Below are 22579 nucleotides of genomic sequence, written 5' to 3'. Positions count from 1 at the left end.
GCTGGCCTTACGAGGAGCCGGCGCTCGTGTCCGTTCCTTGGCGAAGGCGGGCCTATTTGAGCCCATCGTTTGGCCCAGCGCAAGAGCGACCGGGGATTGTCTCCCCCTGTCTTCTGCGATTTAGTTGCAGCAATGACCTCCTGCCGGGGATTTCAAGATGACAGCTCCCGCCTCCCAACCCGATGATCCCGCCCTGCTGCGGATCGACGGCCCGATCGCGACCATCACGCTGAACCGTCCCGCCGCGTTCAACTCCATCAACCTTGCGATCGCGCAGAAGCTCGAACAGCTCGCGGCCGCCATCGAAGGCGACGACAACATCCGCGTCGTCGTGCTCGAAGGCGAAGGCCGCGCCTTCTCGGCCGGCGGCGATCTGCAGACAATCGGAGCGGCCGCCGAAGCGGGCACGGTGACGCCGGTCGTCGGCGAGCTCCTGAAGCACTATCACGCCTTCATCGAGATCATCAGGCGCATGCCGAAGATCTCGCTGTCGAGCGTGCACGGCTCCGCCGCCGGTGCCGGCATGGGCCTCGCCTTCGTCACCGATCTCTGCATCGCCGCTGATGATGCCAAGTTCACGCCGGCCTATGCCAAGATCGGAGTGTCGCCGGACGGCGGCTCCACGGTCGGCATCGTCGGGACGGTAGGCTCCCGCCGCGCACTGCAGATCTTCCTCGCCGAGGACAATTTCACAGCGCAGCAGGCCCATGAATGGGGCCTCGTTGCGAAAGTCGTTCCCGCCGCGGAATTGAAGGCGGCGACGCGAAAACTCGCCGAGCGTCTGGCGCAGAACCCGCCGGCCGCCATCGCCGGCACCAAGCAGCTGGTCTACCAGGCCGCCACCACGCCGGTGAAGCAGCAGCTCGATGCCGAAGAGCACAAGATCATCATGGCGATGAACACGGATGAATTCCGCACCGCCGTGAAGAAATTCACGAGCAAGTCGAAGTGACGCCCGCGCGCTCATTCTACGGCCTTCGTCACGGCGCGACTGACTGGAATCGCGAGGGACGATTCCAGGGGCGGACCGACAATCCGCTGAACGAGGACGGCCTGCGGCAGGCGCATGAGGCCGTGGCCATGCTGCGCGACGCCGGCATCAGCCGCATCGTCGCAAGCCCGCTGCTGCGCGCGGCGCGGACGGCCGAGATCATCGCGGCCGCGATCGCGGTGCCGGTCGATATCGACGAAGGCATCATCGAGTTCGATTTCGGAAGCTTCGAGGGCCTGCCCGTCCGCGATCTCATGATCAAGCATGGCGTCACATCAGCGACGGGCCTCGTGTCGATCCTTCCGACCGACGGCGAGAGCTGGGACGCCATGACCGACCGGTCGCTGCGTTGCGTCTCGGCCTGGCTCGCGCGTCATCCCGACGACGATTTCGTCTTCGTCTGCCACGACGCGGTGATGCAGGGCATGGCGAATGCGCTGTGCGGCAGCTATTTCAAGAACAGCCACGGCACGCCGTTCCGCTACGTGCACGACAACAAGCAATGGCGCATCGAGCAGGTCGCTATTGCGGACAGATATAGCCAGTCCCCGCCGGCGACTTGAAGCAGCCGACCGACTCCGGCGGTCGCGCTTGTGCGGTCTGGGCGCTCGCCGCTCGGTCAGCTTGTCGCGGTCTTCTTCCCAGTCCTCTGCATGAAGTCGAAATCGCAGCCCTCATCGGCCTGCATGATGGTCTCGTTGAACAGCCAGGCGTAGCCGCGCCGTGCTTCTTCGGGCGCTGCGGCCGGCTGCAACGTGGCACGGCGCCGCTCCAGCTCGGCGGGATCGACCAACAGCTCGATGCTGCGCTTGGCCACATCCAAGTTGATCATGTCGCCGTTCTTCACCAGTGCCAGCGGCCCGCCCACGGCGGATTCCGGCGTGATGTGCAACACGATGGTGCCGAACGCGGTGCCGCTCATGCGCGCATCTGAGATGCGCACCATGTCCTTAGTGCCGCCACGCGCGAGCTTCTTCGGGATCGGCAGATAGCCCGCCTCGGGCATGCCCGGCGCACCCTTCGGACCGGCATTGCGCAGCACCAGCACGTCATCGGCGGTCACGTCGAGATCGGGGTCGTCGACCCGCAAGGTCATGTCCTCGACCGATTCGAATACCACCGCGCGTCCCGTATGTTTCAGCAGCTTCGGGCTCGCAGCCGACTGCTTGATCACAGCGCCGCGCGGCGCGAGGTTGCCGTGCAGGACGGCGAGGCCGCCCTCTTTCTTGATCGGATTGTCGCGTGATCGGATCGCGTCCTGGCCGGGCACGTCCTCCGCATTGGCGGCGACGTCACGCAGCGTCTGGTCGCTGATGGTCCTGGCATCGAGATCGACGAGATCGCCGAGTTGCGCCAGCAGCTTCGGCACGCCGCCGGCGTGGTGGAAATGCTCCATGTAATGTTCGCCGGACGGCTTGAGATCGACCAGCACCGGCACCTCGCGACCGATCTGGTCAAACACTTCAAGATCCAGCCGGTGCGGCGAGCGATGCGCCATCGCGGTCAGGTGGATCAGGCCGTTGGTCGAGCCGCCGATCGCCTGCAGCACCACTTGCGCATTCTTGAAAGACGCCGGCGTCAAGAGTTCGCTCGGCTTCGGCCCCTTCGCCTTCGCCATCTCGGCGGCCACCTTGCCGCTCGCCTCGGCCAGACGGAAGCGCTCGGCATGCGGCGCGGGAATCGTCGCGCTCATCGGCAGCGACAGGCCCATGGCTTCGATCATGCAGGCCATGGTCGAGGCCGTGCCCATCACCATGCAGGTGCCGACTGATGGCGCGAGGCGTCCGTTCACCGCCTCGATCTCGACATCGTCCATCTCGCCGGCGCGGTATTTGGCCCAGAGCCGGCGGCAGTCGGTGCAGGCGCCCAGCACCTCGCCCTTGTGATGGCCGACGACCATGGGGCCGACCGGAATGACCACGGTCGGCAAATCGGCGCTGATTGCCGCCATGACCTGCGCCGGCAACGTCTTGTCGCAACCGCCGATCACGATCACCGAATCCATGGGCTGCGCGCGGATCATCTCCTCGGTGTCCATCGCCATCAGATTGCGCAGATACATCGAGGTCGGATGCGCAAAGCTCTCGGCGATCGAGATGGTCGGGAACACGAACGGCATCGCGCCCGACAGCATCACGCCGCGCTTTGCGGCTTCGATGATCTGCGGGACGTTGCCGTGGCAGGGATTGTAATCGCTATAGGTGTTGGTGATGCCGACGATCGGGCGCTCCAGCGCGTCGTCGGAATAGCCCATCGCCTTGATGAAAGCCTTGCGCAGGAACAGCGAGAAGCCGGCATCGCCATAGCTCGTCAGACCCTTGCGCAAACCACTCGTCATCATGCCACTCCTTCTAGCTTACCATCGTGGTACAACGTGCCCCTGGATTGTCAATAAGATCGGCACACGACGTTTATTTTCCGGCTCAAAGGGCCATTTGCGACACGAATTATTGACAATCCATCCCTTCCCTGCTCCACAAGGCGGACCGGCTGAAGCCGAAGGCTGAGGACATGTCCGAGATTCGCACCGCAGACGCCATGGCTATCAGGCTCGACGACCCGGACGATGTCGTCGCGCGGCTGGAAGAGGACATCATCTTCGGCCGCCTCGCGCCCGGGGCGCGCCTCACCGAAGACGCGCTGATGTCGCGCTACGGCACCTCCCGCCATTTCGTGCGCCAGGCGCTGGTGGATGCAGAGCGGCGCGGCATCGTCCGCCGCGGGAAGAACGTCGGTGCCACCGTGCGGTTCTACTCGGCCGAGGAGGTCCGGCAAATCTACGAGGTGCGGGAGATGCTGACCCGGCAGGCCGCACTGATGATCCCGCTGCCCGCGCCACAAGGCCTGATCGACGAGCTCTCTGCGCTGCAACGGCAATATTGCGCGAGGGCCGACGCACGGGATCTGCGCGGCATTCATGAAGCCAACGACGCTTTTCATCTCGCGCTGTTCTCGGCCTGCGGCAATCCCTATCTGGTGCGCTCGCTGCAGGACTACATGAACCTGACGCTGCCGATGCGCGCCAAGAACCTCGCCGACCGCGAAGGCCTGGCGCAGTCACGGCGCCAGCATGAGATGATGATCGAACTCTTGAGGGGCCGCGACAGCTGGGCGCTGGCGCAGCTGTGTGTGGATCACATGCAGTTCAGCAAGAGGGATTATCTGGCGAGGATTGGGGGCAGCGAAAGCTAACGCAGCGCTATCGAGGGAGCGACGCTCCTTCGGATTGCATCGAAGATGCGATCCGGCTGAGAAGGTCTCCGCTGTCGATGTGCTGACTGGCAGGTGCGCTCCTTCAACGCGTCATTGCGAGGAGCTCTTGCGACGAAGCAATCCAGGCTGTCTCCGCCGAGAGATTCTGGATTGCTTCGCTGCGCTCGCAATGACGTGGCGAGTGGCGGCGAGCCCAACTCTCACCGTCGTGCAGAGGCCGCCCCTCACCCCAATCCTCTCAGCGCGAGCGAAGCTCGTCGCGGCCCCGTAAGAACGGGGCAAGGGAGCGCACCATTCGCGTCGAACGCTACCGCTTGTTCCAATCAATGATCCGACTCGGGTCGGCGTCGAACTCCATGCTGCAGAACGCGCCGCCCTGGAAATAATCGCCGACCGGATCCGGCTTCAGCTTGGCCTGCTCGGCCATCGCGTGCTCGCGGAAATCCTCGGCGCGGCCGGTGGGGCGATAGCCGAACTCATAAGCGCGGTGGTTGTCCCACCAGGCGCGCTCGTTGAGGGAGGCGCCGTAGAAGATTTCGAAGTGGATGTCGGGATGTTCGAGCCCGATGCGGCAGAGCTGCACGAGGTCGTCGGGCTTGAGCCAGATCGACAGCCGTCGCTGATCGAGCGGCATGTCGCCGAAATTGCCAATGCGCAGGCAAGTCACTTTCAGGCCGTGCTTGTCGGCGTAGAGCGCACCGACCGCTTCGCCGAACACCTTGCTGACGCCATAGCGCCCGTCGGGACGCGGAGTGACGTCGGTGCCGATCTTGTGGTGGCGCGGATAGAAGCCGACGGCGTGGTTCGACGAGGCGAACACCACGCGCTTGACGCCCTTGCGGTAGGCGGCCTCGAACAGATTGTAGCCGCCGATGATGTTGGCCTGGAGGATCTGGTCCCAGGTGCCCTCGACCGAATAGCCGCCGAAATGGATGATGCCGTCGACGCCCTCGCAGATCGCCTCGCATTGCGCGAGATCGGCGAGGTCCGCCGCCTTGAACTTTTCGTTCGCGCCGAGATCGGCGGGCGGTTTGATGTCGGACAGCAGGAGATCCGGATAGATCGGCGGCAGCAATTTTCGCAGGCTCGTGCCGATTCCGCCCGAAGCTCCCGTCATCAAAATACGCGGCATGTCTTCCCTCGCCGTTAGTGACCAATTTGCGGTCACGTGTCTCTAATGCTAGCAGGTTTGTCCAGAGGGAACGAAACGAGAGAACCGACATGAATGAGGCATCGTCCCACTCCTGGGATGGCCGTCACGGCTGGCGGCCGGCGACCTATTACCCCGACCCCGCGATAAAAGCATTCGATCCCCGCTTCGAAAAATACTGGCTGAAACTGTCGGCGGTGGAGCGGCTGGCAACCGGCCTGCGCTGGGCCGAGGGGCCGGTCTGGTTCGGCGACGGGCGCTATCTCCTGTGCAGCGACATCCCGAACCAGCGCATCATCAAATGGGAGGAGGAGACCGGCGCCATCAGCGTGTTCCGCAAGCCCTCCAATTTCGCCAACGGCAACACCCGCGACCGGCAAGGCCGGCTGATCACCTGCGAGCATGGCGGGCGACGCGTGGTGCGCACCGAATATGACGGCAGCATCACCGTGCTGATGGATCAATTCAACGGCAAGCGGTTGAACTCGCCGAACGATGTCGTTGTTAAATCGGACGGCTCGATCTGGTTCACCGATCCGACCTTCGGCCTGCTCGGCAATTACGAGGGCTACAAGGCCGAGCCCGAGATCGAGCCGAACGTCTACCGGTTCGATCCCGCGACGCGCGACGCGACCATCGTCGCCGAAGGCGTGCTCGGTCCGAACGGGCTGTGCTTCTCGCCGGACGAGAAGATCCTCTACGTCGTGGAATCGCGTGGGCAGCCGAACCGCAAGATCCTCGCCTATGATGTCTCGGCGGACGGCACCACGATTTCGAACAAGCGCGTCCACATCGACGCCGGTCCGGGCACGCCGGACGGCATGCGCTGCGACATCGACGGCAATCTCTGGTGCGGCTGGGGCATGGGCGATCCCGAGCTCGACGGCGTCGTGGTGTTCGCGCCCGACGGCGTCATGATCGGCCGCATCGCGCTGCCCGAGCGCTGCGCCAATCTCTGCTTCGGCGGCGTCAAGCGCAACCGGCTGTTCATGGCGGCGAGCCAATCGATCTACGCGCTGTATGTGAACACGCAAGGCGCGGCGGGGGGATAGTCGCACCACAATGACGGTCTCGTAGGGTGGGCAAAGGCGCGCTTGCGCCGTGCCCACCATCTCTCTCCGCAATCAAACAAAATGCGTGGGCACGTCGCGCGAAGAGCGCGCCTTTGCCCACCCTACGCGATTTCTCCTCGCAATGACGGAAACAAAAACGCCGGAGCGGTTGCCCGCCCCGGCGTGATGTTCGTTCAGGCGCTAGAACTTACGCCGCGTTGAAGCCGGCCACCGCCTTCACTTCGAGGAAGTCCTCGAGGCCGTACTTGCCCCACTCGCGGCCGTTGCCCGACTGCTTGTAGCCGCCGAACGGCGCGGTGCGGTCGTTGGGCACGCCCTGAAGATTGACGTTGCCGGCGCGGATCTGGCGACCGACGCGCTTGGCGTCCTCGACCGAAGCGCCCGTGACGTAGCCCGCGAGGCCATACGGCGTGTCGTTGGCGATGTGCACGGCTTCGGCTTCGTCCTTGGCGCCGATGATGGTCAGCACCGGCCCGAAGATCTCTTCGCGGGCGATCGTCATGTCGGGGGTGACGTCGGCAAAGATGGTCGGACGAACGTAGAAGCCCTTGTTGACGCCTTCGGGCAGGCCCGGGCCGCCGGCGACCAGGGTCGCGCCCTCGTCGATGCCCTTCTTGATCAGCCCCTGGATCTTGTCCCACTGACCACGGTTGACGACCGGGCCGATCGTGGTGCCTTCGGCGCGGGGATCGCCAGCCTTGGTCTTGTCGGCGACGGCCTTCGCGATCGCGGCGACTTCCTTCATCTTCGAGGCCGGCACGATCATGCGCGAGGGCGCGTTGCAGGACTGGCCGGAGTTGTTGAACATGTGCATCACGCCGCCGGTCACCGCCTTCGCGAGGTCGGCACCTTCGAGGATCACGTTCGGCGACTTGCCGCCGAGCTCCTGGCTGACGCGCTTCACGGTCGGCGCCGCGCGCTTGGCGACGTCGATGCCGGCGCGGGTCGAGCCGGTGAAGGAGATCATGTCGATGTCGGGGTGCTCGCTCATGGCGGCGCCGACTTCGGGGCCGAGGCCGTTGACGAGGTTGAACACGCCCTTCGGCACGCCGGCTTCATGAAGGATTTCCGCGAAGATCAGCGCCGAGGTCGGCGTGAACTCGCTGGGCTTCAGGACCATGGTGCAGCCGGCGGCGAGCGCGGGCGCGACCTTGCAGGCGATCTGGTTGAGCGGCCAGTTCCAGGGCGTGATCATGCCGACCACGCCGATCGGCTCGCGCAGCACCATGGCGGTGCCGATCGGCTCCTCGAAATGATAGTTCTTGAGCACGTCGAGCGTGGTCATGAGGTGACCGAGGCCGGCGCCGGCCTGCAGCTTCTCAGCCATCGGCAGCGGTGCGCCCATCTCGTCGGAGACGGCGGCGCCGATCTCCTTGAGGCGGCCCTTGTAGATCTCGATGACTTTCGAAAGCAGCGCGACGCGCTCATCGCGGCTGGTCTGGGAGAAAGTCACAAAGGCGCGCTTGGCGGCGGCAACCGCCTTGTCCACGTCGGCCTTGGAGCCCAGCGCAACCTCGTACATCGCCTCTTCCGTCGCAGGGTTGACCACGGCGGTGGACTTTTTGACGGCGGGATCGACCCAGGCGCCGTCGATGTAGAATTGCATGCGATTGACCATCGTAAACCTCTTCTTGGGGGCATGTGGGGGCGTTTCGGCAGGCATCCTTGCACGAAAGCGCCGGCAATTGAACCCGCCATATGCGGGGCCAGCGTTGCGGCGAGCGGAGGTTATATGAGCCGATGGCGGGAACGTGGCAAGGCTCCCTCGGATGTCATTCCGGGACGCGCCTTTTTGGCGCGGGCCCGGAATCCATACTCCCAATCGTGGTTATGGATTCCGGGCTCGACGCTGCGCGTCGCCCCGGATGAGGAGGCAGTTACCTCCACTACACCGCCATCTTCCGATGCAGCACCGGGGCGCCGGTGGTGAGGCTTTCGGCCGCATCGATGATCGCATTCGCATCGATCCCGTAGTGCCGATAAAGGTCCGCGATGCTGCCGGTCTGGCCGAACTGCTCGACGCCGAGCGTCTCGACGCGATGGCCGCGGACGCTGCCGAGCCAGCCGAGCGCGGAGGGATGGCCGTCGATCACGGTCACGATGCCGCAGTCGCGCGCCAGCGGCGCCAGCAGTTTTTCGATGTGGCTGAGGTGCTGCACCCCGCGACGATCCCGCCGCAATTTTCGCGCGGCGGTCCACCCCGAATGGAGCCGGTCCGCCGAGGTGATCGCGAGCAGGCCAATATCGCGGCGGCTCTCGCCGATGAAGCCGGTCGCCTCGATCGCCTCCGGCGCGACCGCGCCGGTATAGGCGATCACGACCTCCGCATTCGGCCCCGGCTTGCGCAGCCAATAGGCGCCGTCGGTGATGCCCTGCGCGAGCTCCGGTGTCATGATCCGCTGCGCCTGCTCGATGCTGCGCGTCGAAAGCCGCAAATAGACCGAGCCGCCCTCGCCCGGATCGCGCTGCATGTGCTGGAAACCCCACCCCATGATCACGGCGAGCTCATCCACAAAGGCCGGCTCGAACGAGGCGAGTCCGTCCTGCGCCATGCCGATCAGGGGCGTTGCGATCGACTGATGCGCGCCGCCTTCCGGCGCCAGCGTGATGCCCGACGGCGTTGCCGCCACCATGAAGCGCGCATCCTGGTAGCAGGCATAGTTCAGCGCATCGAGGCCGCGCTCGATGAAGGGATCGTAGAGCGTGCCGACGGGTAAGAGCCGCTCGCCGTTGATCTGATGCGACAGGCCGAGCGCCGAGAGCATGATGAACAGGTTCATCTCGGCAATGCCGAGCTCGAGATGCTGGCCTTTCGGCGAGGCATCCCAATTGTAGGTCGAGGGAATTTTCTCGCTACGGAATAAATCCGCCTTCTCGGCCCGCGCGAACAGCCCGCGGCGGTTCACCCACGGCCCCAGATTGGTCGAGACGGTGACGTCGGGCGAGGTCGTGACGATGCGCTTTGCCAATTCGCTGTCGCCGCGGGCGATCTCGTTCAGCACGAGGCCAAAGCCCTGCTGCGTCGACATCTGCGGCGACGGCTTGAAGCTGAGCTGCGGGGGCACCTCGATCACGGGTGCGCTCAGCCTGCGGCCGTCCTGGTTGAACGGCACGCTCGCGAGAAACGCGTCAAGCTCGGCAGCGGATTGCGCGAGGCCTTCGTACTTGTCCCATTCATGGCCGGGCCGGATGTTCTGGCTGTCGCGATATTTCTCCATCTGCGCGACCGTCATCAGGCCGGCGTGGTTGTCCTTGTGGCCCTGGAACGGCAGACCGACGCCCTTGATGGTGTAGGCGATGAAGCACACCGGGCGATCATGATCGATGGACTCGAACGCCTCCAGCATGCTCGCCATGTCGTGGCCGCCAAGGTTCGACATCAGCGCCAGCAATTCGTCGTCGCTGCGCTTGTCGATCAGTTCAGTGATCGGGCCCTGGTCGCCGATCTCGTCATGCAGATGTTTGCGGAACGCAGCGCCGCCCTGGAAGCACAGCGCGGCGTAGAGCGCGTTCGGACAATTGTCGATCCAGCGCTTCAGCGCCTCGCCGCCGGGCTCGGCGAAGGCCTCGCGCATCAGGCGGCCGTATTTCACGATGACCACGTCCCAGCCGAAATTGCGGAACATGGTCTCAAATTTTTCCCAGAGGCCTTCGCGCACGACGGCGTCGAGTGACTGCCTGTTATAGTCGACCACCCACCAGGTGTTGCGCAGGCCATGCTTCCAGCCCTCCGCCAAGGCTTCGAAGATGTTGCCCTCATCCATCTCGGCGTCACCGACCAGCGCGATCATTCGCCCCTCACGGCGGTCCTTCATCCAGCCATGCGCCTTGACGTAATCCTGCACCACCGAGGCGAACAGCGTCTGCGCGACGCCGAGGCCGACCGAGCCGGTCGAGAAATCGACGTCGTCGACGTCCTTGGTGCGCGAGGGATAGGACTGCGCACCCTTGAAGCCTCGGAAATTTTCCAGCTTCTCGCGAGTCTGCCGGCCGAACAGATATTGGATGGCGTGGAACACCGGGCTCGCATGCGGCTTCACCGCGACACGATCCTCGGGGCGCAGAACATGGAAGTACAGCGCCGACATGACGGTCGCGAGCGAGGCAGACGAGGCTTGATGGCCGCCGACCTTGAGTCCATCAGCATTCGGGCGAATGTGGTTGGCATGATGGATGGTCCAGGACGACAGCCAGAGCGCCTTGCGGGCCAACGCGTTCAGGGTGTCGAGGCGGGTGGTATCAACGGGCATGGCAATGCTCCCGGCAACAGGTGCCCCGATGATACGCCCGCGGGCGGCGCCAAACTTCTCAATTTTTCGCGCCATACCCGGCTATATTGGGATATTTTACCAACTGAACGCCAAAAGGATAGGTTTCAACCCAATGTCAGAGCTCGACACCATCGACCGCAAAATCCTCGCGCTGCTCCAGGCCGACAGCCGCATGACGATGCAGGAGCTCGCCGACAAGGTCGGGCTGTCGGTCTCGCCCTGCCATCGCCGGGTCAAGCTGCTGGAGGAGCGCGGCGTCATCTCGCGCTATGTCGCGACGGTGGACCAGAAGGCCCTCGGCCTGCATGTCAGCGTCTTCATCTCGATCAAGCTGGCGCGGCAGAAGGAGGAGGATCTCAACCGCTTCGCGCGCGCGATCTCGAAATGGGACGAGGTGCTCGAGTGCTATCTGATGACCGGCAACCGCGACTATCTGCTGCGCGTGGTGGCCGCCGACCTCGCCTCCTACGAGACCTTCCTGAAGACCAAGCTGACCCGGCTCGACGGCATCGCCTCGATCGAGTCCAGCTTTGCGCTGAGCCAGGTGAAATATTCGATCGCGCTACCGGTATGACCTGCTTTGGCGGGATTGGAGGGCCGTCACATGGGCGCAACAAACCCCGCCGATGGTCGTTGTGACTGGTATCCAAGCCGAGAGAAAGCCCATGACTGCATCCGACCGCACCTCCCAAATCGCCAAGCGCGAGCGCATCATCCAGGAAATGGCTGACGATCTCGACGAAGAGCTGGAGATGGAACTCGATGATGCCCGTCTCGACGAGTTGCTGGACGAGACCGGCACGCTGCGCCCGACCGTCGATCGCAAGCTTTATTTCCGGGAGCTGCTCCGCCTCCAGGGCGAGCTGGTCAAGCTCCAGGACTGGGTGCAGAGCGAAAAGAAGAAGGTCGTTGTGTTGTTCGAGGGCCGCGATTCCGCCGGCAAGGGCGGCGTCATCAAGCGCATCACCCAGCGTCTCAATCCCCGCATCTGCCGCGTCGCGGCGCTTCCCGCCCCGAGCGAGCGCGAGCGCACGCAATGGTATTTCCAGCGCTACGTGTCGCACCTGCCGGCTGGCGGCGAGATCGTGCTGTTCGACCGCAGCTGGTACAACCGCGCCGGCGTCGAGCGCGTGATGGGCTTCTGCACCGAAGAACAGTACCAGGAATTCTTCCAGACCGTGCCGGAGTTCGAGCGGATGCTGATCCGATCCGGCATCATCCTGGTCAAATATTGGTTCTCGATCACCGACGACGAGCAGCAGTTCCGCTTCACCATGCGCATCAAGGATCCGCTCAAGCAATGGAAGCTGAGCCCGATGGACGTCGAGGCGCGCAGCCGCTGGGAGGCGTATACCAAGGCCAAGGAGGCGATGCTTGAGTACACGCATCTGCCGGATTCGCCGTGGTGGATCGTCGATGCCGTCGACAAGAAGCGCGCCCGGCTCAACTGCATTGCGCATCTGCTGAGCCAGATCCCGTACCAGGAGGTCGCTCGCGCGCCGGTGATGCTGCCGCCGCGCGTCCGCCACCCCGACTATCAGCGCGGTCCGGTTCCGCCGGAGATGTACGTGCCGGCGAAGTACTGAGGGAGGTCTCGTCTACCCACCTCTTCCGCCGCCGCGGTAAGAGAAGTGGTGGGTTACGCCGTGCGGACTGCGCTGCGCGCAGCCGCAGAGCTAACCCACCCTACGCAGTCAGCGTCATCGCCACGGCTGCACGATGATCTTGGTGTGGGCTTCAGGATTGGCGAGGTCGGCGAAGGCCTTTGCGACGCCGTCGATACCGACCTCGGCAGTCACCATCGCCGCCGCATCCACCTGCCCTTCCGCGATCAGCCGCAGCGAGCTTGCGAACTCCTCCGGCGTATAGCCGAGCACGTATTGAACGTTGAGCTCCTTCATGATGCCGAGCATCGGCTCGCTTCTGTCGCTTTCCATGCAGACGCCGACCACGACGATGCGCGCGTCACGCGGCGCGCCCTCGAACACCTGCTGCAGCAGGCCAGGCACGCCGACGCATTCGAAGATGATGGCAGGCTTCAGTGCCGGCAGCATGGCCTGGAACGGCGGCCGCGCGGCCTTCTCGGCGTCGGACATCTGTGCGTGCTCGGCCCAGGTCGCATAGGGCTGCGACACCCTGGGATCGACGACGATGTCGGCGCCAAGCTTGGCCGCGAGCGCGCGCCGTGCCGGCGAATAGTCGGCGGCAATAATCGGATGCAGGCCCTTGATCCTCAGCGCTGCAATCACCGCAAGCCCGACCGGACCGCAGCCGATCACCAGCGGCACCTCGCCGCCACGGATATTGGCTTTCGCCACGGCGTGGACCCCGACCGCGAGCGGCTCCGTCAGCGCGGCGTGCTCCGGCGCGAGACCATTGGGCACTTCGAGCAGCAGCGCTTCGCTGAGCAGCATCGCCTCGGCATAGCCGCCAATATTGTCGTTGGAGTAGCCGATGCCTTCGATGCCCGCAGGCGTCACCAGGGCCGGCAGCGAGCAGACGCGCGTGCCCGGCTTGAGCTTGCGCGCGGTGCCGGCTCCATAGTCGACGATCTCGCAGCAGAACTCATGGCCGAACACGACGTCACGGTTGAGATCCATCGGCTTACGCCCGGTCTTCCGCGCCATCTCCACCATGCGGTGAGCGTGCTGGCGCGCGTGCAGGTCGGAACCGCAGATGCCGCAGGCGAGCGTCTTGACCAGCACCTGGCCCGGACCCGGCGTCGGCTCGGCGATCTGGCCGACGACAATCTCACCGTTCCTGAAAATCGCGGCGCGCATCCGGCTCCTCCCGTATTGGTTGGAGCATTGATACCACGAAGCGGAGCGCGCGAACTTGCGTCAGGCGTTCGGCGAACGCTCTTCCAGCACCAGCAGCTGGGCGCGGCGGACGCGCTCGCGATGGGCGATGTAGAGACCGCTGGCGACGATGAAGGCGGCGCCGACAATCGTCCAGATGCTCGGAATCTCGCCGAAGATGAAGAAGCCGAGAATGCTGACCCACAGCAATTGCGAGTAGGAAAATGGCGCCAGCACCGAGGCATCGCCGTAGCGATAGGCCAGCACGACGATCCACTGGCCGGCGGTCGAGGCGACGCCGATGAAGATGCCCAGCGCGATCGCGGTCCAGGACGGCGTGACCCAGACGAACGGCACGATTGCGGTGAGGATCGCAAGGCCCGTCAGCGAGGAATAGGCCATGGTGGTGACGACGGCTTCGCGGCCGCTCATCATGCGCGTCAGGATCAACGTACCAGCCCAGCACGCCGCCGAGACGACGGGGAAGAACGCCGCCGGATGAAACGCGCTGGTGCCCGGGCGCAGAATGATCAGCACGCCGATAAGGCCAAGCGCGGTCGCAAACCAGCGGCGCATGCCGACCTTCTCGCCGAGGAACACGATCGAGAGCGCCGTGACGAACAGCGGCGCGACGAAGCCGGTGGCGGACGCCTCCGCGATCGGGAGGAAGCCGAGGCCCGTGATGAAGAACAGCGAGGAGCCGAGCAGTGCCGCACCGCGCATCACGTGAAGGCCGGGACGCTTGGTGCGCATCGCATAGAGCGGCGACGCGGGCAGCATCACCGGCGTGAAGATCAGCGCAAAGGTGAGGAAGCGGATCCAGGTGATCTCGATCGAGGGCAGGCTGGTCGAAAGATATTTCGCGGCGGTGTCGGAGCAGCCGAGAAAAATCGTCGAGAGCAGGATCAGTGCGATGCCCTTGAAGGGATGATCGACGCGTGCAGGCGCACGGCGAGCCTCCTTCTTCTCCGGTACGGGCATGGTGATACTGTCGAGCCTTGCGGCTGCGGCGGGCGGCGGTGTCACGGCTGGAACCCGGGCAAAATGCGAATCGAGAACGGTTGTAAAAAACGACAAATGCGCCGCGTTCACAACTTCCGAAAACAGGATGCCGATATGCGCGGGCCGCCGCGCGCGTCAGTGCTCCGTTAATAATGAGCGTTTGTGCGTTACAGCATCGGCAGGCTGCGCGGCTTCGGACCGCGCGGAAAGGCCGCATCGAGCGCAGAAATCTCTTCCTTCGTCAGCACGAGATCGCCGGCCGCCGCGTTCTCGGCGGCATGTTCCGCCGACGACGCCTTCGGGATCGCGAACACCGTAGTCGCACGGGTGAGAAAGCTCAGCGCGACCTGGCGCGGCGTCACGCGACGCGCCTCCGCAATGTTCGCCAGCACAGCACCGCCCTTGCTGCGCGCATCCGGGAAATCGTCATGCCCGAACGGGGAATAGGCGACCACAGCGACGCCGTGACGCTCGCACCAGGGGATCACCGCGTGCTCGATCGCGCGTTCCTTCAGATGATAGAGCACCTGGTTGCAGGCGATGCGGCCCTCGCCGGCGACCTTGCGAATCTCGTCGAGATCGTCGGCGTCGAAATTGGAAACGCCCCAGGCTTTGATCTTGCCAGCCTTCACCAGCTCATCGAACGCGGCGACGGTGTCCTCCAGCGGATAGGAACCGCGCCAGTGCAGGAGGTAGCAGTCGAGACGGTCGGTCTTCAGCCGCTTCAGCGAGCGCTCGCAGGCAGTAATGGTTCCGCGGCGCGAGGCATTGCTCGGCAGCACTTTCGAGACGAGGAACACCTCGTCGCGCCGACCCACGATGGCATCGGCAATGACGAGCTCAGCGTCGCCGTACATCTCGGCGGTGTCGATGTGGCTCATGCCGAGATCGAGCCCACGCTGAAGCGCGGCGATCGCGCGCTTGCGGTCGCCATGGTCGAGATACCAGGTGCCCTGCCCGATGACGGAGACGTTGGCGCCGGTTTTACCGAAAGGGTTTGTGTTCATGTTGGAGCTCACAGTCCGCTGATATCCGCCACCAGCACGCTGCCGGTCGACGACTCCGTGATATAGAGACGATCCCTGCTTCCGCCACCGATGGCGACATTGGTGCAGTTCGGCCCCGCGCACGACTTGATCCGCGCAATCAGTTCGCCGTTGGGGGCGAACACGAAAACGTGGCCGAGCGAGGCGTGCCCGACGAACAGGCGCCCCTTGGCGTCCATGGTCAGGCCGTCGGGGCCGCTGGTGCCGAACAGCGAGCAGAAGCGGCCGACCTTCGAGACGCTGCCGTCCTTCATGAACGGCAACCGCCACACCGCGTTGTCGCGTGTCATGGCGACGAACAGGACGGTCTCGGTCGGGTCGAGCACGAGCCCGTTCGGGCTGATGCCGGTATCGATCAGGCAGTCGAGCCGGCCATTTGACGCCAGCCGATAGACCCGGCCACTCGGATCGTGCAACCCGGTCTGCCCCTGGTCAGTGAAATAGATGTCGCCGTTGGAGGCAAGATGCAGATCGTTGCAGCCGCGGAACGATTCCGAATTACGCGCGGTCAGCACCGGCGTGACGCGGCCGGCCTTGGCATCGAATTCCATGATGCCGTGCATGTAGTCCGCGATGAGGATACGGCCGTCGGGCGCGATCTTCAGTCCGTTCGGCCATCCCTCATATTCGGCAACCTGCGACCACTCGCCATCAGGCGCGATGCGGAAGATGCGGCCGAAGGGAATGTCGACGATGTAGAGATTGCCATCTTTGTCGAATGAAGGACCTTCGATGAAGCTATCCGTGGCAATGCCCGGCCGGTTGGCGTCGGCCCACTCCGTCCGCACGCCCTTACGGCGGAATTTTTCGGGCATAGCGGAGAAGAGCCTTGTTTCAATCAGGCGCGGCGGCGTTTCCAGGTACATCATTGTTGTTGTGGTTGGTGGCTGGCGGGATGCGCGGCAGCATAGGGCACAATCGAGGGCGCGTCGATTGGCGGAGCGTATGGCGATCGCGTGAGTGCTGCGCAGGGTGGGGTTAGCCGAAGGCGTAACCCACCTCTTTCATCTCCGCGGTAGCAGAAGCGGTGGGTTACGCTGCGCTAACCCACCCTACGAGACCTATCCCACCGCGCTCGCGACCTTCGCCTGCTTCACCGGCACTTCCGTGGTCGCGATCAGGCGCTTCAGCTCGGGGATGCAGGAGCCGCAATTGGTGCCGGCCTTGAGCTTGGCGCCGATCTCGGCGGCCGTGCGCGCGCCGGTGACGATGCTGTCGCAGATGGTATCGCGGCCGACACCGAAGCAGGCGCAGACGATCGGCCCGCTAGATGCGGCGCCCTCGCCGGACCTGCCCGACAGCAGGATGCGCCGCTGCTCGTCGGTGACGTGATCGGCCACGAACAGGCTCTTCACCACCTCCCAGTCGCCCGCATCATGCGCGGGGCCGACGAACAGGCAGGTCTCGATGCGATCGCCGGCGAACGACGCCGCGCGATAAACGCCGCCGCCGAAGTCGCGATAGTCGGCGATGTCCTCGCCGGCGACGTCTTCGAGCCAGGTCGGCCAGCGCGACAGGTCCGCATTGTCGGCAAAGAGATAGCCGAAGCCGCCGGCGACCATGACGCGGGTCCATAACAGGTTCGGCGGCAGATCGAGCTGTTTCCGCGACAGCGCAAATCCGCGGAAGACGAATTCGTAAGGCGCAATCGCAGCCGGCGTCGCCTTCGATTCCGGCTGCCCGGAGAATGGATCGGTGAAGGACTGCACCAGCGCGCCGACGCGGCCATGCGAGGCGTTCATCGCGCTCCAGTGGATCGGAACGAACAGCGTGCCGCGCTGCTGCCGTTCGCTGACCACCGCCTTCAGGATGCACAGGCCGTAATCGGTGGTGATCCGGGCATAGCCGTCATGGACGATGCCGTATTTGCTGGCGTCGTCGGGATGAACCTCGACGAAGGGCTCGGGCAGATGGGCGCCCAGCCGCTGGCTGAGACCGGTGCGCGTCATGGTGTGCCACTGGTCGCGGATGCGTCCGGTGTTGAGCCTGAGGGGACGCGAGGCACCGGTCTCGCTGCGCAGCGAGGGCACCTCCGGCGCAACGAAACGGCCCTTGCCGTCATTGGTGAAGAAGCCGCCATTGGCGAAGAAGCGCGCGCCGGGTGCGCCCCCTTCCCGCACCGGCCACTGCACCGGCTTCAAGGCGTCGAACGCTTCCTCGGACAGCGAGGTCAACGCACCGATGTCGAAATCACGGCTGCCGTCGTTCTCGAAGGCCGAGAGCGCGGCATGCTCGCGGAAAATGTCCGCCGCGGATTTGTAATTGAAGCTGTCGCCGAAACCGAGACGTTTGGCGGTCTCGCTCAGGATCCACCAATCGGGACGCGCCTCTCCCGGCGCGGGAAGGAACGAACGCTGGCGCGAGATGCGGCGCTCGGAATTGGTCACGGTGCCCGACTTCTCGCCCCAGGCAAGGGCCGGCAGCAGCACATGCGGACCGGCCTCGACCGTGTCATTGGAGAGCACGTTCTCGGAGACCACGAACAGCTCGAGCTTCTTCAACGCCTCGCGCACAAAGTCCGCGTCGGGCAGCGACACCGCCGGATTGGTGCCCATCACCCAGAGCGCCTTGACCTCGCCGCGGTTGATGGCCTCGAATAGCTGCACCGCCTTCAACCCCTCATGGGTGGCGATGTGCGGTGCCTTCCAGAACCGCCTGACACGATCGATGTCGGGCGGCGTGAAGCCCATATGGGCTGCCAGCATATTGGCGAGGCCGCCGACCTCACGGCCGCCCATTGCGTTGGGCTGGCCGGTGAGCGAGAACGGCGAGGCGCCAGGCTTGCCGATGCGTCCCGTCGCGAGATGGCAGTTCAGGATCGCATTGACCTTGTCGGTGCCCTGCGCCGACTGGTTGACGCCCTGCGAGTAGAGCGTGACGACGCGCTCAGTGTCGCGGAACATCTTGAAGAAGGTCGCAACGTCCTGCTCGGAGAGGCCCGTGGCGAGCGCGGTGGCGGTGACGCTGCCGGCAATGCTCCGCGCGCGTGCCAGCGCATCGTCGAAGCCCGACGTGTTGTTCGCGATATAGTCCTGATCCAGCGCGCCGTTGTCTGCGAGATGGACGAACAGGCCGGAGAACAGCGCGGTGTCTGTGCCGGGCTTGAGGCCGAGGAACAACTCGACGTCCTCGGCGGTGTCGGTGCGACGCGGATCGATCACGATCATACGCGCGCCGCGTTCCTGCCGGTTCTTCAGCATGCGCTGGAACAACACCGGATGGCACCAGGCCGCGTTCGAGCCGACGAAGACCAGCAGATCGGCCTGGTCGAGATCCTCATAGCAGCCGGGCACGGTATCGGCACCGAAGGCGCGGCGATGGCCGGCGACCGAGGACGACATGCAAAGCCGCGAATTGGTGTCGACATTGGCGGTGCCGACAAAACCCTTCATCAGCTTGTTGGCGACGTAATAATCCTCGGTCAGCAACTGGCCCGAGAGATAGAACGCGACTGCGTCGGCGCCGTCACGCGCCACGATGTGCTGCATGCGATGGGCGACATGATCGAGCGCATCGCTCCAGGCGACGCGCTCCAGCACGCCCTTGCAGCGGATCATCGGGTAGAGCAGACGGCTCTCCAGCCCGACGGTCTCGCCGAGCGCGGAGCCCTTGGAGCACAGCCGACCGAAATTGGCGGGGTGATCAGGGTCGCCGGCGATCGCGGCGCCGCCCTTGCCATCGGGCGTTGCCAGCACGCCGCAGCCGACGCCGCAATAGGGACAGGTCGTCTTGGTGGCGCGGAGCGTGGGATCGATCGCCGTCATATCAGGCTGCTTTCGAAGGCAGCGCGAGCGCGCGGCCGAACATCATGTCGGTGCGGATCGCGGCGACCTTGTCGCGATTGCGGATCAGCTCGAGGTACCAGAGCGCATCGACGGTATCGCCGATCAGCACGGCGCCGGTGAGCCGACCGTCGGCAATGACGAGCTTCTTGTAGGTGCCGCGCCTGCGATCGGTCAGCACGAGGCTCTCGCTGCCCTCTCCGCCCAAGAAATCGCCGGCCGAGAACACGCTGACGCCGGAGACCTTCAGATTCGTGGAGACCACGCTGCCCTGATAGGCGGCGGGGCGACCGGCCAGATGTCGCGCCAGCACGCGCGCCTGCTCGTAGGCCGGCTCGACCAGACCATAGCAGGTGCCGCGATGCTCGGCGCATTCGCCGAGCGCGAAGATGTCGGGTGAGGACGTCTGCATGACGTCGTTGACCACGATGCCGCGATTGACCGCGATCCCCGCCTCTTTCGCCAGCGCCGCACTCGGCTTGATGCCGGCCGCGAAGATGACGGCGTCGGCCTCGATGCGGCTGCCGTCGGCAAGCTCGACGGCTTCGACATGACCGTCGCCGTGGATGCGTGCGGTGGAGGCGTTGAGCAGGATGCGGATGCCCTTGCGCTCGACCAGCGTCTTGAGCAGGTCGGCGGCCGGCCCATCGAGCTGGCGCTCCATCAGCCGGTCCATCAGGTGCAACAGCGTCACCGGCGCGCCGGCCTTGGCGAGGCCGTAGGCTGCTTCAAGTCCGAGCAGGCCACCGCCGACCACGACGACGCGCTTCTTGGCTGCCGCCAGCGTCAGCAGCAGATCGACATCGCGGGTGTCGCGAAAGGTATGCACGCCGGCGAGATCGGCGCCGGACACATTCAGCCGCAGCGGCGTCGATCCCGTGGCAAGCACGAGCTTGGAATATTCCATGCTCTCTTCGCCTTCGATCTTGAGCTCGCGGCGGCCGACATCGATTTCGGTGACGCGATAGCCGTAGCGCACCGTGACGCCGCGATGGCGCCACCAGTCGGCCGGCCGGAGCTCGATCTCGTGCGAGCCGGTCTCGCCGGCCAGTACGGAGGAGAGCAGCACGCGATTGTAAGCGAGCCGCGGTTCCTCACCGATCACGGCGACCGCGTAGCGGCCGAGCGCGGTCTTGGCGAGCTCGTCGACCAGACGCGCGGCCGCCATACCGTTACCGACGATGACCAGCGGTTCACTCACGAGGCATCTCCTATTCAGCGGCCTGCGGCTGTGCGCCGTAGGCTTCGGACATCATGTAGCCGGACAGAACGCCATAGACGTCGGTCCACGCCTTTGCGAGTTCGGGTGTCCAGTCCTCGCCGAGCCCCTTCTCCAGGGTCCACAGCAAGGTCGCGCCGACCACGGGGTAGTGTTCGGCCTTGGTGCCATAGGCGACGTGGCGCTTGGCAAGCGCAGAGGCTGCCGGAAGAATCGAGTCGAGGTTCGACAGGCCACCGACGACGGCGGCGAGCATGCCCATCAGCTTCTTGCGCTGCTCGGTCATGTCCTCGGGAAACATCGCGCGCACGGACGGCGCCACCTCGAACAGACGATCGTAGAACAGCACCGCAGCCTGCGCTGAAATCGGTGCGACCTTGGAAAAGCTCTGCTGGACGAGGGCGATTTGTTCTGGCGTCATGATGTTCTCCTGTCTGTTTCGGTCTGCCTTCGTCCGCGCCGTTGCGGAAAAAGTTCATGGGTCAAACGTCATCAGAGGGACTTCTCCCCGCGTACGGGGAGAAGCGAGATTCGTACCAAGTGCCTAAACGCGAGCCTCAGCGAGGCTTCCTGCGCCCTCGCCCTGCGGGCTGCGACGCAGGTAGAACCACCAGGTCAGAGCGAGGCAGGTGGCGTAGAAGGCCAGATAGATCACGAGCGCGAGCTGCGGCCCGCCGGTCATGGCGATCGACTTGCCGAAACCGGTCGGGATCAGATAGCCACCGACCGCGCCGATGGCGCCGATGAAGCCGACCGCTGCACCGCTCTCGATGCTCGCCGTCTTGAGCGCCACCGTGCGCGCCGCATCGCCCTTGCCCCGCATCTTGAACAGGTTCTCCTCGCGGAAGATCGAGGGGATCATGCGATAGGTCGAGCCGTTGCCGATGCCCGTCGTCACGAACAGGATCAGGAACATCGACAGGAAGCCGATGAAATCCTTCTGCCCAACGAAATAGAGCACGCCGACCGTGGCGCCCGCCATCACGATGAAGTTCCAGAAGGTGATGATCGAGCCGCCGATCTTGTCCGCAAGCCAGCCGCCGAGCGGACGCGACAGCGAGCCGACCAGCGGCCCCAGGAAGGCGATCGCAATCGTGATCTGCGGGAACTGGGTCTTGATCAGCAGCGGAAACGCGGCGGAGTAGCCGATGAAGGATCCGAACGTGCCGATATAGAGATACGCCATGATCCAGGTGTGCTTGCGCTTGACGATCGCGAGCTGGTTCTTCACCGACGATTTCGCCGTGGTGAGGTTGTTCATGAAGAACACGGCGCCGAACACCGCGATCGCGATCGGCAGCACCCACATCAGCCCGGCGTTCTGCAGGAAGATGCCGTCGACCGGCGTTGCCTGGAACAGGTTGAAGACGGCGAGCGTCATCAGGATCGGGGTCAGCAGCTGCACGCTGGAGACACCGATATTGCCACCGGCCGCGTTCAGGCCGAGCGCCCATCCCTTCATCCGGTCGGGGAAGAAGAAGGAGATGTTGGTCATGCTGGAGGCGAAATTGCCGCCGCCGAGACCCGCGGTCGAGGCGATCAGCAGCATCAGCCAGAACGGCGTATCGGGCTGGCTCACGAAATAGGCAAGCGACAGCGTCGGAATGAACAAGATCGCCGCACTGAAGATGGTCCAGTTGCGACCGCCGAACGCCGTCACTGCGAATGTGTAGGGAAAGCGCATCAATGCGCCGATCAGGCCCGGCACCGCGACGAGCTGGAACAGCTGGTCGGTGGTGTAGTGGAAGCCCGCCTGCGGCAGCTTGGTGGTGACGATGCTCCAGATCAGCCAGACCGAGAAGCCGATATGCTCGGCCACGATCGACCAGATCAGGTTGCGTCGCGCGATAGTCCTGCCAGTCGCATTCCAGAACGCCTCATCTTCGGGGCGCCAGTCTGAAATCCAAGTAGGATTCTTCGTCATTGAGTATCCCTTCTAGGCTCACCGCTGCGTCGTTGCAGGCTCTGCCCCACATGGAGGCGCGCTCCGAGGCTTCACCCCGGTGGCGAGTTCACGATGCTGATTGATGATGT

18 protein-coding genes are annotated in these 22579 nt (G+C 64.6%); 6 read left to right on the top strand and 12 right to left on the bottom strand.

The features are described 5' to 3' along the window. The first annotated feature begins 157 nt into the window (after positions 1-157). Both IVA79_RS35905 and IVA79_RS35900 read left to right on the top strand, forming a co-directional pair. Complete coding sequence (locus IVA79_RS35905; RefSeq protein ID WP_247561972.1) at positions 158-952, top strand: enoyl-CoA hydratase-related protein; 795 nt, start codon at positions 158-160, stop codon at positions 950-952. Beyond that, positions 949-1554, top strand: a complete 606-nt coding sequence (locus tag IVA79_RS35900; protein ID WP_247561970.1) for a histidine phosphatase family protein — start codon at positions 949-951, stop codon at positions 1552-1554. The genes IVA79_RS35905 and IVA79_RS35900 overlap by 4 nt, the downstream gene beginning before the upstream one ends. A gap of 56 nt (positions 1555-1610) precedes the next feature. Here the strand turns inward: IVA79_RS35900 and IVA79_RS35895 are convergent, their stop codons facing one another. Continuing rightward, complete coding sequence (locus IVA79_RS35895) at positions 1611-3329, bottom strand: IlvD/Edd family dehydratase (RefSeq protein ID WP_247562165.1); 1719 nt, start codon at positions 3327-3329, stop codon at positions 1611-1613. Positions 3330-3502: 173 nt separating this feature from the next. On the opposite strand from IVA79_RS35895, the gene IVA79_RS35890 reads away from it, so the two are divergent. Next, entirely contained in the window at positions 3503-4183 is a 681-nt protein-coding gene (locus IVA79_RS35890; RefSeq protein ID WP_247561968.1) for a GntR family transcriptional regulator, read from the top strand. A gap of 328 nt (positions 4184-4511) precedes the next feature. On the opposite strand, the gene IVA79_RS35885 is transcribed toward IVA79_RS35890, so the two are convergent. Continuing rightward, a complete protein-coding gene (locus IVA79_RS35885; protein WP_247561966.1) occupies positions 4512-5336 on the bottom strand; it encodes an NAD(P)-dependent oxidoreductase in 825 nt (274 codons plus the stop codon). An 89-nt stretch (positions 5337-5425) separates the two neighbouring features. On the opposite strand from IVA79_RS35885, the gene IVA79_RS35880 reads away from it, so the two are divergent. Further along, the gene (locus tag IVA79_RS35880; RefSeq protein ID WP_247561965.1) at positions 5426-6406 is read left to right on the top strand and encodes an SMP-30/gluconolactonase/LRE family protein; all 981 of its coding nucleotides are present in this window, start codon (positions 5426-5428) and stop codon (positions 6404-6406) included. 208 nt (positions 6407-6614) lie between these two features. Here the strand turns inward: IVA79_RS35880 and IVA79_RS35875 are convergent, their stop codons facing one another. Further along, a complete protein-coding gene (locus IVA79_RS35875; RefSeq protein ID WP_247561963.1) occupies positions 6615-8045 on the bottom strand; it encodes an aldehyde dehydrogenase family protein in 1431 nt (476 codons plus the stop codon). 268 nt (positions 8046-8313) lie between these two features. Next, positions 8314-10677, bottom strand: coding sequence for a transketolase (locus IVA79_RS35870; protein WP_247561962.1), 2364 nt, complete (start codon positions 10675-10677; stop codon positions 8314-8316). A 133-nt stretch (positions 10678-10810) separates the two neighbouring features. On the opposite strand from IVA79_RS35870, the gene IVA79_RS35865 reads away from it, so the two are divergent. Together IVA79_RS35865 and ppk2 are read left to right on the top strand one after the other, a co-directional pair. After that, positions 10811-11272 carry an Lrp/AsnC family transcriptional regulator gene (locus tag IVA79_RS35865; RefSeq protein WP_247561959.1) on the top strand — a complete coding sequence of 154 codons (462 nt, stop codon included), beginning with the start codon at positions 10811-10813 and terminating at the stop codon, positions 11270-11272. Between the two features lie 91 nt (positions 11273-11363). Continuing rightward, positions 11364-12284, top strand: a complete 921-nt coding sequence (gene ppk2, locus IVA79_RS35860) for a polyphosphate kinase 2 (RefSeq protein ID WP_247561957.1) — start codon at positions 11364-11366, stop codon at positions 12282-12284. A 114-nt stretch (positions 12285-12398) separates the two neighbouring features. On the opposite strand, the gene IVA79_RS35855 is transcribed toward ppk2, so the two are convergent. The 8 genes from IVA79_RS35855 to IVA79_RS35820 form a co-directional block, all read right to left on the bottom strand. Further along, positions 12399-13478, bottom strand: a complete 1080-nt coding sequence (locus IVA79_RS35855) for a zinc-binding dehydrogenase (RefSeq protein WP_247561955.1) — start codon at positions 13476-13478, stop codon at positions 12399-12401. A gap of 60 nt (positions 13479-13538) precedes the next feature. Continuing rightward, positions 13539-14477, bottom strand: a complete 939-nt coding sequence (locus tag IVA79_RS35850) for a DMT family transporter (RefSeq protein WP_247562164.1) — start codon at positions 14475-14477, stop codon at positions 13539-13541. Between the two features lie 188 nt (positions 14478-14665). Continuing rightward, the gene (locus tag IVA79_RS35845; RefSeq protein WP_247561945.1) at positions 14666-15505 is read right to left on the bottom strand and encodes an aldo/keto reductase; all 840 of its coding nucleotides are present in this window, start codon (positions 15503-15505) and stop codon (positions 14666-14668) included. Positions 15506-15513: 8 nt separating this feature from the next. Then, a complete protein-coding gene (locus IVA79_RS35840; protein WP_247562163.1) occupies positions 15514-16410 on the bottom strand; it encodes an SMP-30/gluconolactonase/LRE family protein in 897 nt (298 codons plus the stop codon). Between the two features lie 195 nt (positions 16411-16605). Next, positions 16606-19308 (bottom strand): nitrate reductase, encoded by a 2703-nt coding sequence (locus tag IVA79_RS35835; RefSeq protein WP_247561944.1) that lies wholly within the window; start codon positions 19306-19308, stop codon positions 16606-16608. Between the two features lies 1 nt (position 19309). Next, positions 19310-20527: an FAD-dependent oxidoreductase gene (locus IVA79_RS35830; RefSeq protein ID WP_346658226.1), complete on the bottom strand. Its 1218-nt coding sequence runs from the start codon at positions 20525-20527 to the stop codon at positions 19310-19312. 10 nt (positions 20528-20537) lie between these two features. Next, positions 20538-20966: a globin family protein gene (locus IVA79_RS35825; protein WP_247561942.1), complete on the bottom strand. Its 429-nt coding sequence runs from the start codon at positions 20964-20966 to the stop codon at positions 20538-20540. Between the two features lie 123 nt (positions 20967-21089). Then, positions 21090-22469 carry an MFS transporter gene (locus tag IVA79_RS35820; RefSeq protein ID WP_247561940.1) on the bottom strand — a complete coding sequence of 460 codons (1380 nt, stop codon included), beginning with the start codon at positions 22467-22469 and terminating at the stop codon, positions 21090-21092. Positions 22470-22579 lie beyond the last annotated feature (110 nt).

This window comes from Bradyrhizobium sp. 138 (genome assembly GCF_023074075.1).
Lineage (GTDB): Bacteria > Pseudomonadota > Alphaproteobacteria > Rhizobiales > Xanthobacteraceae > Bradyrhizobium.
Note: the sequence above shows the minus strand (reverse complement) of the source record. Positions and strands in the feature narration are given on the sequence as shown.

Coding starts and splice junctions, on each gene's coding strand:
- ppk2 (WP_247561957.1), top strand. CDS start 11,364: ATGACTGCATCCGACCGCACCTCCCAAATCGCCAAGCGCGAGCGCATC.
- IVA79_RS35875 (WP_247561963.1), bottom strand. CDS start 8,045: ATGGTCAATCGCATGCAATTCTACATCGACGGCGCCTGGGTCGATCCC.
- IVA79_RS35820 (WP_247561940.1), bottom strand. CDS start 22,469: ATGACGAAGAATCCTACTTGGATTTCAGACTGGCGCCCCGAAGATGAG.
- IVA79_RS35850 (WP_247562164.1), bottom strand. CDS start 14,477: ATGCCCGTACCGGAGAAGAAGGAGGCTCGCCGTGCGCCTGCACGCGTC.
- IVA79_RS35840 (WP_247562163.1), bottom strand. CDS start 16,410: ATGTACCTGGAAACGCCGCCGCGCCTGATTGAAACAAGGCTCTTCTCC.
- IVA79_RS35890 (WP_247561968.1), top strand. CDS start 3,503: ATGTCCGAGATTCGCACCGCAGACGCCATGGCTATCAGGCTCGACGAC.
- IVA79_RS35845 (WP_247561945.1), bottom strand. CDS start 15,505: ATGAACACAAACCCTTTCGGTAAAACCGGCGCCAACGTCTCCGTCATC.
- IVA79_RS35855 (WP_247561955.1), bottom strand. CDS start 13,478: ATGCGCGCCGCGATTTTCAGGAACGGTGAGATTGTCGTCGGCCAGATC.
- IVA79_RS35895 (WP_247562165.1), bottom strand. CDS start 3,329: ATGACGAGTGGTTTGCGCAAGGGTCTGACGAGCTATGGCGATGCCGGC.
- IVA79_RS35880 (WP_247561965.1), top strand. CDS start 5,426: ATGAATGAGGCATCGTCCCACTCCTGGGATGGCCGTCACGGCTGGCGG.
- IVA79_RS35825 (WP_247561942.1), bottom strand. CDS start 20,966: ATGACGCCAGAACAAATCGCCCTCGTCCAGCAGAGCTTTTCCAAGGTC.
- IVA79_RS35835 (WP_247561944.1), bottom strand. CDS start 19,308: ATGACGGCGATCGATCCCACGCTCCGCGCCACCAAGACGACCTGTCCC.
- IVA79_RS35905 (WP_247561972.1), top strand. CDS start 158: ATGACAGCTCCCGCCTCCCAACCCGATGATCCCGCCCTGCTGCGGATC.
- IVA79_RS35870 (WP_247561962.1), bottom strand. CDS start 10,677: ATGCCCGTTGATACCACCCGCCTCGACACCCTGAACGCGTTGGCCCGC.
- IVA79_RS35885 (WP_247561966.1), bottom strand. CDS start 5,336: ATGCCGCGTATTTTGATGACGGGAGCTTCGGGCGGAATCGGCACGAGC.
- IVA79_RS35865 (WP_247561959.1), top strand. CDS start 10,811: ATGTCAGAGCTCGACACCATCGACCGCAAAATCCTCGCGCTGCTCCAG.